This window comes from Luteimonas sp. 100069 (assembly GCF_003813845.1).
Classification (GTDB): Bacteria; Pseudomonadota; Gammaproteobacteria; order Xanthomonadales; family Xanthomonadaceae; genus Luteimonas; species Luteimonas chenhongjianii.
This window is the reverse complement of record NZ_RPFN01000005.1, coordinates 18,416-30,856: the sequence shown is the minus strand read 5'-3', so window position 1 is coordinate 30,856 and position 12,441 is coordinate 18,416. Positions and strand designations below refer to the sequence as shown.

At 70.4% G+C, this 12,441-nt stretch carries 11 protein-coding genes; 7 read left to right on the top strand and 4 right to left on the bottom strand.

Annotated features, from left to right (window positions below; genetic code table 11):
• Position 1: 1 nt before the first annotated feature.
• The 3 genes from EGK76_RS11540 to EGK76_RS11530 all read left to right on the top strand — a co-directional run bounded on the left by EGK76_RS11540 (position 2) and on the right by EGK76_RS11530 (position 5,732).
• Complete coding sequence (locus EGK76_RS11540; RefSeq protein WP_123832723.1) at positions 2-2,332, top strand: DUF1631 family protein; 2,331 nt, start codon at positions 2-4, stop codon at positions 2,330-2,332.
• A gap of 79 nt (positions 2,333-2,411) precedes the next feature.
• Positions 2,412-4,541 carry a DUF1631 family protein gene (locus EGK76_RS11535; RefSeq protein ID WP_158613496.1) on the top strand — a complete coding sequence of 710 codons (2,130 nt, stop codon included), beginning with the start codon at positions 2,412-2,414 and terminating at the stop codon, positions 4,539-4,541.
• 81 nt (positions 4,542-4,622) lie between these two features.
• Positions 4,623-5,732, top strand: a complete 1,110-nt coding sequence (locus EGK76_RS11530; protein ID WP_123832721.1) for an NAD(P) transhydrogenase subunit alpha — start codon at positions 4,623-4,625, stop codon at positions 5,730-5,732.
• 103 nt (positions 5,733-5,835) lie between these two features.
• On the opposite strand, the gene EGK76_RS11525 is transcribed toward EGK76_RS11530, so the two are convergent.
• Genes EGK76_RS11525 through EGK76_RS11515 form a run of 3 tightly spaced genes read right to left on the bottom strand, consistent with a single transcriptional unit; the run spans position 5,836 to position 7,216 of the window.
• On the bottom strand, positions 5,836-6,276 hold the full coding sequence (locus EGK76_RS11525; RefSeq protein WP_096297372.1) for a DUF3106 domain-containing protein: 441 nt from the start codon (positions 6,274-6,276) through the stop codon (positions 5,836-5,838).
• A gap of 2 nt (positions 6,277-6,278) precedes the next feature.
• Complete coding sequence (locus EGK76_RS11520) at positions 6,279-6,668, bottom strand: hypothetical protein (protein WP_123832720.1); 390 nt, start codon at positions 6,666-6,668, stop codon at positions 6,279-6,281.
• A complete protein-coding gene (locus EGK76_RS11515; RefSeq protein WP_233580282.1) occupies positions 6,665-7,216 on the bottom strand; it encodes an RNA polymerase sigma factor in 552 nt (183 codons plus the stop codon). Before EGK76_RS11515 ends, EGK76_RS11520 begins: the two co-directional genes overlap by 4 nt.
• A gap of 204 nt (positions 7,217-7,420) precedes the next feature.
• On the opposite strand from EGK76_RS11515, the gene EGK76_RS11510 reads away from it, so the two are divergent.
• Entirely contained in the window at positions 7,421-7,720 is a 300-nt protein-coding gene (locus EGK76_RS11510) for an NAD(P) transhydrogenase subunit alpha (protein WP_096297375.1), read from the top strand.
• A 166-nt stretch (positions 7,721-7,886) separates the two neighbouring features.
• Entirely contained in the window at positions 7,887-9,284 is a 1,398-nt protein-coding gene (locus EGK76_RS11505; RefSeq protein WP_123832718.1) for an NAD(P)(+) transhydrogenase (Re/Si-specific) subunit beta, read from the top strand.
• A 4-nt stretch (positions 9,285-9,288) separates the two neighbouring features.
• Here the strand turns inward: EGK76_RS11505 and EGK76_RS11500 are convergent, their stop codons facing one another.
• Complete coding sequence (locus EGK76_RS11500) at positions 9,289-9,711, bottom strand: hypothetical protein (RefSeq protein ID WP_123832717.1); 423 nt, start codon at positions 9,709-9,711, stop codon at positions 9,289-9,291.
• A 97-nt stretch (positions 9,712-9,808) separates the two neighbouring features.
• Between EGK76_RS11500 and sufT the strand changes: the two genes are divergently transcribed.
• Positions 9,809-10,360, top strand: coding sequence for a putative Fe-S cluster assembly protein SufT (gene sufT / locus EGK76_RS11495; protein WP_096297378.1), 552 nt, complete (start codon positions 9,809-9,811; stop codon positions 10,358-10,360).
• 257 nt (positions 10,361-10,617) lie between these two features.
• A complete protein-coding gene (locus tag EGK76_RS11490) occupies positions 10,618-12,351 on the top strand; it encodes a S8 family peptidase (RefSeq protein ID WP_123832716.1) in 1,734 nt (577 codons plus the stop codon).
• Positions 12,352-12,441 lie beyond the last annotated feature (90 nt).

Sequence of the window (12,441 nt, the reverse complement as noted above, 5' to 3'; positions counted from 1 at the left end):
TATGACGCATCACCACGACATCGGCGCGGGTTCCGGCACGCGCGCGGGCTCGGCGCGCGACGCTGCGCGAGTCCTCGAGACGTTGCGCCACGACGCGGTAACGGCGTTGGGCGGGGTGCTGTCGGGGTTCTGGAGCACGATCGAAGAGCAGGTGCGGCTGGCCGCCCTGGCGCGCCACGATTACATGGTCGCCCAGGAAGAGCGCATGGCCGTGCTCGATCTGAGCCAACGCGCGCTGGAGCTCGCGACGCGCTTCCGTGCCGCGATTGAAGCCGAGTTCGACCTGTGGCTGGCCGATCGCCCCGGGCCGCCGGGCCCGGACGGCCTGTCGCTGATGTCGGAAGGTCAGCTCGAGGTGCACCTGGCCGCCCAGCAGATCATCGAGCTGATGGACCACCAGTTCATGCATCCCCTTGCGGCGCTCGGTGATCGCCTGGATGCGCTGGCGCAGCGTCTCGGTATCGAGGGCATCCATGCCAACCCGTTGCGCCCGGAAGTCCCGGTGCGGGCGTTCATGCGCCTGTTCCATGCCGACGAGCTTCCCGCCGGTCTGCGCACCCTGGTGTTCAACCAGTTCGACAAACGCTTGCCGGGCATTCTCGGTGAGGTCTACGCGCGCGCCAATGCCACGCTCGACGCGGCCGGTATGGGGCCTGCGGGCGTGGCCCCGTCCTCCCGGTCCCAGTCCCATTCCGCGCCGCCGGCAGGCCGGCAGCGAGGCGGGCGGGGCGCCGAGACCGCCTGGGTGCCCGACGGCGGGGTCGTCGAGCACGCGGGCAGCGACGCGCCTGCCGGGTCCGCCGGGCCGGATGCGCCGGCAGGCGCCCCGCTGTCAGCCGAACTCCTGGACCTGCTGGCTGCCCACGGTCCGCCGCAGGCCGACCCGGCGACGCCGCGTTATCGCGATCTCGTGCGCACCCAGCTGCACCAGTGGCGTGCGCGGCAGGCGCATGCGCAGATTCCCGAGGCCGGCGCGGACGGCGCCGGCGGCCAGGTCCTGGGCATGTCGCAGCTGCTCAGCGTGGCGCGCATGCTCCAGGGCGATGATCCTGCGCCGTTCGCGCGTGCGCTGGTCGGCGATGATCGGCGCCGGCTCGGCGATGTGATCCGCGATGAACTGATGCGCGGCCTGCGCGAACTGGGCGTGGACACCGAACAAACGCCGCTCAGCCCCGAGGACGACGATGCGATCGATCTGGTCGGCATCCTGTTCCAGGCGCTCTTCGACGCCAACGATCTCCTGCAGCAGGCGCGCGACGTCTACGGCCGCCTGGTGGTGCCCTATGTCAAGGTCGCGCTCACCGACGATTCGATGTTCAACCAGCGTGCGCATCCGGCGCGCCGGCTGCTCGACGCGGTGACCGAAGCCTGCGACGGCAATGCCGGCGAAACCCCGCAGGACCGCGACCTGCTCGACCAGACCGGCCGCGTTGTCGACCGTGTGGTCGAGGAATACGAAAGTGACCAGGCGGTCTTCGCCCTGGCGGCCGCGGAGTTGCGCGAGCGGCTGGATCAGCAGCGCCGCCGCGCCGAGGTCGCGGAGCGACGCGCCGCCGAATCCATCCACGGCCGCGAGCGGCTGCAGCAGGCGCGCCGGAGCGTGGACGATCTGGTCGCATCGCGCCTGGCCGACCGTCCACTGACCGCTGCCGTAGCGTTCTTCCTGGACCGGCACTGGCGCCACCATCTCACCCAGACCTGGCTGCGCAACGGGCCGGATTCGGCACGCCATCTCGCTGCGATCAGCGTCGGCGACGCGATGGTGCAGGTCGACTTCGACGCCGCCCATGCGCTCGGCAGCGCAGTCGCCGACGAGCTGCTGGCGCTGCAGGAACCGCTGGCGGAATGCTATTCGAGCTGTGGTCTGGACGCCGCTGCCGCCCGCGATGCGGTGGCCCGGCTCATCGCCGCATTGGCGATGCCGGACACGCCCCGCAGCGTCCATGTGCCCCAGGCTGCGGACATCGACGACGACGCACCCGATCCCGCGCTGCGCCTTGCCGGCGGTCACGACGGGCTCTCGTTCGATCCGACCATCGCCGCGCGGATGCGTCAGCTGCGCGTGGGGCAGTGGTTGCGCCTGGTCGACGACAACGGCCGCGAATCGGCCGCGCGTGTCGCATGGATCAGCCCGATCACCCAGCGGCTGTTGATCGTGAATCGGCGCGGTGTGCGGCGCATGGTGGTCTCGCCCGAGGAGCTGGCGGCACTGGTCGGTGCCGGACGCGCCGTGGTGCGCGCGGTGGATGCGCCGTTCGACGAAGCGATGAAGCACGTGTGGCAGCAGCTCAACGCGGCCAACGATGCACCTGGCGAGGTCGCGACGGCCTGATTTCCGACTGCGCGCGTTAAGACGCGCGCAAAGTGCTTGCGTTATTGTCCCCGCGGTACACAGGGATGGAGTGGGCGCAATGCCCGTGTCGACAGCACAAGGACCGGGCGATGGCATGCGGGTGGAAACACCTGCCCAGCTCATGGACAGCCTGCGCCGCGAAGCCGCCGCGCGACTTCTGCCGTTGCTCGGCGAGGGTCTGCGTATCGAGCGGGACCGGCTGCAGCGCGAGCTCGTTGATCCTGCGACCACTCCGCGGACACGTGAGGCGCTGGCGGAAGACCTGACCGGCCTCACCGTGCTCTCGGCGGAACTGATCCGCCATGAGCACCGTTGGCAGAAGGCGCTTGCCGATGTGTTCGCAGTCTGGCCCGAGCCCCCCGTGGCGCAACATCGCAGCGGGTATTCGCTGTTGTCGGATGACGAGTTGCAGGCGCAGCTGATCGGCCAGCCCGTGGCCGAGGCGCTCGACCGGCGCTTCGAAAGTGCTCGCGATGTGATCGACCGTCGCCTGTACACACTGGCTGCCCGGCTCCAGTACCGCACCCGTCCGAGCAACCCGCTCGCGGCGCGGTTCCTGATCGACACGTTCCTGCAGGCCTTCGAGGCTGGCGACTGTGGACGCCGGTTGCGCGCCGCACTGCTGCGACGGCATGAAACTTTGCTCGAGCGCGATCTTGCGGCGCTCTACGCCTGGTGCAACACCCGCCTGGGCGATGCGGGCTGTGCACTGGCCGGTGACGGCGACCAGGCGGCGCTGATTGCCGGGCTTGGCGCCCCGGTGGGCACAGTGCCGGCCAGCAAGACCCGGCTGTGGGAGCAGGGCAATGCGGTCGCCCAGGTGGCCGCGGGCGCCGCGTCCACTGCCCAGGCGGATGCGCCGCGCGGCAATCTGCTGCGGCGGCATGCGCGGCGTCAGCGCGATGCGCGCCGGGCCGAGATCGACGCTGCCGCGCGGACCTTCCGTCGCGAGGAATTCATGTCGATGCTCGCGCTGCTGCAGGCCGATCGTGCTCTGCCGCCCGGGCCCTCGCACGCGGCGCGACTGCGCGAAGGCCTGTACATCGTCGCCGCGCGCCTGGGCACCGATCGCAACGAGGTCGCATTCGATGGCGAGCAGGACGATGCGCTGACCCTCGTGGGTGCGCTGTTCGACCTGCTCGCAACCCGGCACCAGATCGAGCCCACCGCGCGCGAACGACTCGCGCTGCTGACGGTACCCTGGCTGCAGCTGGCGCTCGACGATCCGCACCTGTTCGAAGCTTCTTCCCCACCCGCGATGCAGCTGCTGTCGCAGCTGGTCGATCTCTGGGACAGCGGCGATCCGGGCGATCCGCAGTCGGCCGAGCTGCAGGTGCTGGCCGACCGGGTTGCGGATGCGGTGCTCGATGGTCCCCAGGGAGACGGGCGCGTATTCGCGGCGCAACTCGCGCAGATCGATGCAGCGCTCGCGGCCGGCCGGCGCCGCGCCGAAGCGGTGGAGCGTCGCACCTGGCAGGCGCTGCGTGGCCGCGAGCGCCTGGACGCGGCCCGCCGGCAGGCCCGGCTGGAACTCGAACGTCGACTGCATGGGCGCGCCCTGTTGCCGTCGGTGGCGGGTTTTCTTGACGTCGAATGGCGCCAGGCACTGGCCCAGGCCTGGTTGCGCGACGGCGCGGACTCCGATCGCTACCGCGAGGTGCTGTCGCTCGGTGACGCGCTCATCGAATCCGACGGTCTTGCCGCCAGGGATGGTGGCAGCGCGGTGGCCGATCGCCTGCTCGGCATGCTGCCGGCCCTGCGCGAGTGCTGCGCGCAGCATGGCGCGGATGCCGGCGCGGCCGAGACGCGGCTTGCCGGCGTGGTGGCCGAACACGCGAGCCCGACGACGCGGCAGACGCATGTGCCCACTCCGCCGGCCGGGGACGATGCGCCCTTGCTGCCCGACGATGCCGACCCGGTGGCCGGTCTCGCCGACACCACTTTCGCCGAAGGTCAGCGCTTTGTGAGGACCGATGCGCTCGGCGCCTCGCGCACCTTGCGCCTGGCCTGGCGCAGTTCGCTCAGCGGCGCCTGCCTGCTGGTGAACACCACCGGCGCACGCGAGTTCCTGCTGATGCCGTCGGCGCTGCGGGAGATGGTCGAATCCGGCCAATTGCGGTCGCGGCCGAGCGGTGGCGCGGTCGCCGGCGCCCTGGCCACCCTCGCTGCGCAGGCCAGCGGGGCCTGAGGGCACGTCACAGCACCACTGGCGACCAGCGGTCCTGCACATGTCCTAGGATGACTCCGACTCCAGGCGAGGGCGGGATCGATGGCGGTGACGATCGGCGTGGCGCGTGAAACCGCAGCGGGGGAAGCGCGCGTTGCGCTGACGCCCGAGACCTGCAGGAAGTTCGTGGCAGCGGGCGCTGCCGTGCAGGTGGAAACCGGCCTCGGCGCCGGGGCGCATTTTCCCGACCCCGACTATGCCGACGCCGGTGCCCGGATCGTCGGGGATGCCCGCGCTGCATTGTCCGGCGCCGCGCTGGTGCTGTGCGTGCGGCCGCCGGACGCCGGGCGCCTGCAATGGGTCCAGCCGGGCGCGGCACTGGTCGGAATGCTCCAGCCCGAGGCCGATGCGGCGCGCGGACAGATCATCGCCGAGCGGCGCCTGCTTGCCTTTCCGCTCGAGCGCCTGCCACGCACGACCCGCGCGCAGTCGATGGACGTACTCAGTTCACAGGCCGGTATGGCGGGCTACAAGGCGATGCTGATTGGCGCCCAGCTGGCGCCGCGCTTCTTTCCCATGCTGACCACCGCGGCCGGCACCATCCGGCCGGCCAAGGTGCTCGTGATCGGCGCCGGCGTGGCCGGCCTGCAGGCGATCGCGACCGCCAAGCGCCTGGGCGCGCAGGTCGAAGGCTTCGACGTGCGGCCCGAGACGCGGGAGCAGATCGAGTCGCTGGGCGGACGCTTTCTGGATCTGGGCGTCAGCGCCGCCGGAGAAGGCGGCTACGCCCGCGCGCTGACCGAGGCCGAGCGTGCCGAACAGCAACGGCGCCTCGGCGAGCACCTCAAGGGTATCGACGTCCTCGTATGCACCGCCGCGGTCCCCGGGCGGCCGGCACCGACCATCGTCACGTTGGCGATGGTGGCCGGGATGCGCCCTGGGAGCGTGGTCGTCGACCTGGCGGCAGATAGTGGTGGCAACTGCGAAGCGACCCGGCCCGGCGAAACGATCGCCGTCGATGGTGTGACCATTGCCGGGCCACTGGATCTGGCATCAATGGGTGCAACCCAGTCCAGCGAGATGTTCGCCCGCAACGTGTTCAATTTCGCCCGGTTGCTGCTGGGAGACGACGGGCTGGCGCCGGATTGGAGTGACGAGCTGCTGGCGAAGACGGTGTGGCCGGCACCCCCGCCCGGGCCCCGCGAGGGCTGAGCCGGCCGACGTGGTGCAGCGGATTCCGGCGGAACGCGATGGGAGCCCGCGCGAGGCTGCGCGTCCACCACCGCAACCGGGGCCGGGCGCGTGCGCGCTTCGTTCAGCGCTCGCGGCCACTGTCGCGCGATGGCGCGGGATTCTCGGCCGCCCAGCGACGACGCTGTTCGGGCGACATCTCCTTCCAGCGCTCGCGCAGCGCCTGGCGGTCCGCCTCGGGCAGGGTGCGCAGCTTGTTGTAGAGCGCGCGCACTTCCTCGCGCTGTTCGGGCGGCAGGTGCTTCCAGCTGTGCATGCCGTGCCGCGCCTGTGCGCGCTCGGCGGGAGTCATCGCCTCCCAGCGCCGGGCATTTTCGAGCATGCGCTCACGCGTCGGCGCGTCGGCGCTGTTCCAGCGCTCGCGCACGGGGGCGATCAGCAGGTCGCGTTGTGCGGGCGTGAGCTGGTCCCACGCCGCGGGCGGCGCGGACTGGGCGATTGCGGCGTGGCCCCACAGCAGCAGGGGGAGTGTCACGGCGATCAGGCGGAGTCGGGAAGCGGACATGGTCATTCCAGGGCAAGCAGGGTGGTTTCGTTGTCGGCCAGCCAGCGGTAGAAGTCGGGCGACTCCTCCAGCCCGGCCAGGGCGTCGCCGAGTTCGTCATCGAGCGGCCCCGCCGGTGTGGCCGCCGCGAGCGCAGGCGCGGGGGCCGGGGCAGGCACGCCCGGCGTATCGCCCGGCAGCGCCAGGCGCAGACCGATCGCAAGCGCGAACACGGCCGCGAAGCCGGCTGCCAGAGGCAAGCGCCAACCGAAGCGCGGTGTATCGGCCACCTGCAGTGCCGCATGCCGCCCGCGGTGCAGGCGCGCAGTCGTCTGCGGGCTGATCGTGCCCTGTGACCGGCGATAAAGCGCGCGCAGGGCGGCATCGTCGAGCGGATCTTGCTGCCGGTTCATCGGTACTCCTCCAGTTGCGTCTGCAACGCCTCGCGGGCGCGGAACAGATGGGTCTTCACCGAGCCAGCGCTGCATCCCATGATGCGGGCGGTGGTCTCGACATCGAATTCTTCGAGGACGCGCAGCGTGAACGCCTCGCGCTGGCGGCGCGGCAACTGCCGCAGGGCCTGCGTCAGCTGTGTCCAGGCCTCGCGTCCCTCCTGGGTGCGCTCGGGGTCGGGGCCGCTATCGGCCCAGTCGATCTCGTCGCCCTCGGGCATCCGCGCATCACTGAGCCAGGTCAGGCGGAACGTCCGTCGTCGCTGCACGTCGATGATCCGGCTGCGCAGCACGGTCCAGAACAGCGGTGTCCATTCGCTCGCCGGGCGATCGGCATAGCCGAGCATCTTGGTCATCGCGTCCTGGACCGCGTCCAGGGCATCGTCGCGGTTGCGCAGGCCGAGCTCGGCGAATCGGAAGGCCCGCCGCTCCACGCTTGCGAAAAATTCCGCGAGCGTGGACGGCAGGGCTGGGCTGGCGGCATCGGCCGCGACGGGGGCGTCGGTCACGGCTGCAAGCCTACCGTGCACGGTGTGCGCTGCCCGGTCAGGGAAATGGCTGCCATCCATCGTCGCGTCGTCGCCAGTGGCGGGAGGTATGTGGGATCAACGCGTCGCCGGCCTCGTGGTTGACCTGGCCCGAGGTGGGCGACGCCCGGGTGGCGCCGCGTTCACCGGTGGTTATGATGCGGGCAAGGGCCCCGGGGAATCGCGATGATCGATGGTGTCGTGGCGCTGTACATCTTCATGCTGGCGGCCATCGCCGGCCACGTGATCATTTCGCGGGTGCCGACGATCCTGCATACCCCGCTGATGTCGGGCTCCAATTTCATTCACGGCATCGTGCTGATCGGCGCAATGCTGGTGCTCGGGCACGCGGACACGACGCTCGAGAAGATCATCGGCTTCATCGCGGTGCTGATGGGCGCGGGCAACGCGGCCGGCGGTTACGTCGTGACCGAGCGGATGCTGGAGATGTTCAAGCCGAGCGCCAGACCGGGCGGCAAATCGTGAGTGGCGTGGCTGCGCGCGGGAAGCATCGGGCCCGCGCGGCGTTCCGGCGGATCATCTGCCTGCCGTACTCGTCGCCGCTGATGGCGCCATGGCGTCCCGTCATCGGGCGAGTCGCGGCCGGCGCGGTTGCGCATCCCGGCCGGGCGCGGACCCGGGCGGCGGTGCCATGAGCGGCTTCGACCTGCGGACCGGCCTGGTCGCCGCCAGCTACTTCATTGCCGCGACGCTGTTCCTGCTCGGCATGCAGCGCATGGCATCCCCGCGCTCGGCACGGTCTGGCATCCAATGGGCGGGCGTGGGCATGGTGCTGGCGACCGTGGCCACGTTCTTCGTGCCCGGGCTCGGGAACATCGGCCTGATGCTGCTTGCGATCGCGCTGGGAGGCGGGTTCGCCTGGATGTCGGGCCGGAAGGTCGCGATCACCGACATGCCGCAGATGGTCGCGCTCTACAACGGCCTGGGCGGCGGGGCCGCGGCGGCGATCGGCGCGGTCGAGCTGTTGCGCTGGTCTGCTGCCGGCATCGCGCCGGCGCGGCTGTCGCTGGTGCTGGCGATGCTGGGGGCATTGATCGGCGCGATCGCGTTGTCGGGCTCGGTGATCGCCTGGGCCAAGCTCGACGGGCGCATGGACAGGCGCTATGTGTTCCGCGGACAGCAGCTCTTCAACCTGGTCGTATTCGCGGGCGCGCTGCTGGCCGGAGGATTGGCGGCGCACACGCTGGGTATGCCGGCCATCGTCGTGTTCTTTGCGCTGGCGCTGCTGCTGGGCGTGCTGATGACGCTGCCCATCGGCGGCGCCGACATGCCGGTCGTGATTTCGCTCTACAACGCGCTGACCGGCCTGGCCGTCGCGTTCGAAGGTTACGTGCTCGGCAACGAGGCACTGATCATCGCCGGCACCATGGTGGGCGCGGCCGGCATGCTGCTGACCCGCCTGATGGCCAGGGCGATGAACCGCTCGATCGGCAGCGTGCTGTTCTCGAGCTTCAGCGCGGGGGGCGCGGGCGCCGCGATCGAGGGCAGCCAGAAACCCGTCGAGGCCGCGGATGTCGCGGCATTGATGGCCTATGCCGAACGCGTGGTCATCGTGCCGGGCTATGGCATGGCCGTGGCCCAGGCCCAGCACAAGATCTGGGAACTCGCTCAACGCCTGATCGAACGCGGGGTCAAGGTGCGGTTCGCGATCCATCCGGTCGCCGGCCGCATGCCCGGCCACATGAACGTGCTGCTGGCCGAGGCCGGGGTGCCCTACGACCTGATCGTCGACATGGACGACATCAATCCGGAATTTCCCAACACCGACGTGGCGCTGGTCATCGGCGCCAACGACGTGGTCAATCCCTCTGCCAGGACCGATCCCGCCTCACCCATCTACGGCATGCCGATTCTCGACGTGGTGCGGGCGAAGAACGTCGTGGTGATCAAGCGCGGCAAGGGCACGGGCTTTGCCGGTATCGAGAACGCGCTGTTCTATGCCGACAATGCCCGCATGCTCTACGGGGACGGGGCGGAGGCGGCCGGCGCCCTGGTCGCCGAACTCAAGGCGCTCGACGGCGGGCACTGAGCCCTCAGCGCGAGAGCACCAGCGCGATCAACAGTCCGGCGCCGAGCCAGGCCAGGTCGGCCGGCGCGTTCGCCAGCGAGGCCAGCGTCCAGGCGTGGTGCGTGCCGAGCTTGAGCGCTGATTCCCACGGCATCATGCCCATCGGCCTGGCGAGCTGCGAGGCGACGATGCCCCAGTTGGCGATGACGATCGCCAGCAGTGTCGCCGCGCAGCCGGCGAGTGCACGGGCCATGCCCGGGCGGGCCCGCGCCAACCGGAGCAGCCACGCGGCATCGAGCGCGGCAATCACCGCCATCCAGCTCGACTGGGCGCCGCTTGCATCGGCCAGCAGGATCCACGCAGCGGCGATGCCGGCGCTGCCGAGCAGGAGCAGGCCGATTGCCAGGGGCCAACGCCGGGTGCGGGCGGGGTGTTGCCTCGACGACATGGCGGGCTGCAGGGCGAAACGGGCGGCCAGCATACCGGCGGGCGACGATACAATGACAGCACTTGCGTGGCCGCCATCCGCCACAATCTTCCAGGCCATGTATTCCCGTAGCAGCGAACCCGTCCGTTTCGAGCGCGATTGCGCCGCCGTTCTCGTGCCGGCAGGCGAACACGTGACTCTGCCCGCCGGCAGCGCCGGCTACATCACCCAGGCCCTCGGCGGCAGCTACACGCTGTTCGTGGAAGGCAACCTGTTCCGCATTTCCGGCCGTGATGCCGATGCGATCGGCAAGGAGCCGCCGGTCCCGCTGGAACTGCCGGACGGTGCCGACGACGCCGCGGTCGAGCGGATGGTCTGGGAGCAGCTGCGGACGTGCTTCGATCCCGAGATTCCGATCAACGTGGTCGATCTGGGCCTGGTCTACGAGGCCGATGTGCAGCCCGCAACGGACGGCCAGCGCAGGATCGAGGTCAAGATGACGCTGACCGCGCCGGGCTGCGGTATGGGCGACATCCTGGTCGACGACGTCCGCAGCAAGCTCGAACTGATCCCGACCGTCGAAGAGGCCGACGTCGAGCTGGTGTTCGACCCGCCGTGGAACCGGACGATGATGTCCGAGGCCGCGCGCCTCGAGACCGGAATGCTCTGAGGCCCAATCTCGGGCCTCCATTCAGCGGACGTTCCGCAAATAAATCTGACGTGAATCGTCAATATGTGACGTGGTGCGCTTTTTTGGAGCGCGCCAAGCCGATTTTTGCGTTGCTCCCGAGCCGTGCTGTCGCGTAGCGTCAGTTTGCGGTCAGTTTTGTCATGTCCGCATCGCGACGGAGTCAGTGTTGCCCGACATTGAGGCGCCGCTCCGGAGATGCCGCCCGTGCGGCCCACCCACCCGTTGGGGATAGTCAGATGCCGAATCTTCCGCATCACGCGCCGCGCCATCGTCTGCTCGTCGTGGCCACCGCGCTCGCGCTCGCCGCTCTCGCACCGGCCTCCCAGGCCACTGACCGGCTCAATCTCGGTGGCCTGCAGTCGGCCGAGGCCCATGACCGGTTCATCGTCAAATACCGTGAAGGCTCGGCGGCGCAGACCAGCCCCGCGGCGGTTGCCAGCGCGCTTCGCGCGCCGGCTGCGCGTATCGCGGTCGGTGCCGGCCAACAACTGCGTGTCGAGCACCTGCGTCGCATGACCCAGGGCGCGGACGTCGTACGCACCAGCCGCAAGCTCGATCGCGCCGATGCCGAGTCGCTGATGCGGCAGATCGCCGACGATCCCGATGTGGAGTACGTCGAGGTCGACAAGCTCAACCAGGCGTTCTGGACGCCGAACGATCCGCGCTTCAGCAGCCAGTACGGCTTCGGGACCGGGCCGGGCGGCATCCGCGCCACCCAGGCCTGGGACGTCACCCGGGGCGCCGGCGCCGTGGTCGCAGTGCTCGATACCGGCATCGCCAGCCATAGCGACCTCAATGCCAACATCCTGCCGGGCTACGACTTCATCATCGATGCCACGGTGGCGGGCGATGGCGGCGGGCGCGATGCCGACCCCAGCGATCCGGGCGATTTCTACGGCGGCCGCAGCTCCAGCTGGCACGGGACCCACGTCGCCGGCACGGTGGCGGCGGTAAGCAACAACGGGGTCGGGGTCGCCGGCACCGCGCCCGAAGCCAGGGTGGTGCCGGTCCGCGTGCTCGGCCGGGGCGGCGGCTACGACTCCGATATCGCCGATGCGGTGGTGTGGGCCTCGGGCGGCAGCGTCACCGGCGTACCCGCAAACCAGAATCCGGCCGAGGTCATCAACCTAAGTCTCGGCGGCAGCGGCGCCTGCGGCAATGCGATGCAGAGCGCGATCAACGGTGCGGTCGGGCGCGGGACGACGCTGGTGATCGCGGCGGGCAACAGCAACGCCAACGTCTCCGGATTCTCCCCCGCCAACTGCAGCAACGTGATCGCGGTGGCCTCCAATACGAGCACCGGAGCTCGGTCGAGCTTCTCCAACTACGGCGGCGGCATCACGATCTCGGCGCCGGGCTCGGGCATCGTCTCCACGCTCAACAGCGGCCGGACCACGCCCGGCAGCGAGAGCTACGCGTCCTATGACGGCACGTCGATGGCGGCGCCGCACGTGGCGGGCGTGGTCGCGCTGATCCAGTCGGTGTCGAATCCGGCGCGGACGCCGGCCCAGATCAAGACGCTGCTGACGAGCACCGCGCGCGCGTTCCCGTCCACACCCTCGCAGCCGATCGGCGCCGGCATCGTCGACGCCGCCGCCGCGGTCGCGGCGGCCACGGGTGGCACCGGTCCGACACCGGATCCGGAGCCCGATCCCGGCGATGGCGGGCTGCAGAACGGAGTGCCGGTCACCGGCGTGTCGGGCGCCGCGGGCAGCGCCCAGCGCTGGACGTTCACGGTGCCCGCTGGCGCGCGCAATCTGGTGATCGCGATCTCCGGCGGCAGCGGCGATGCCGATCTCTACGTGCGCCGCGGCAGCGCCCCGACGACATCGACCTACGACTGCCGCCCGTACCGGTCCGGCAACGCCGAGAGCTGTTCGTTCGCCACACCGCAGGCCGGCACCTGGCACGTGCTGGTCCGCGGCTACACGTCGTTCTCCGGGGTCACGTTGCGCGCCAGCCACAACTGACCGCAGGGCGCTCCAGGGAATCAGGCAGGCATCAGGCACCGCGTCGCGGGACCCGGTGCCGGCGGGGCAGGCCGCTGCGGCGTGCGCCGT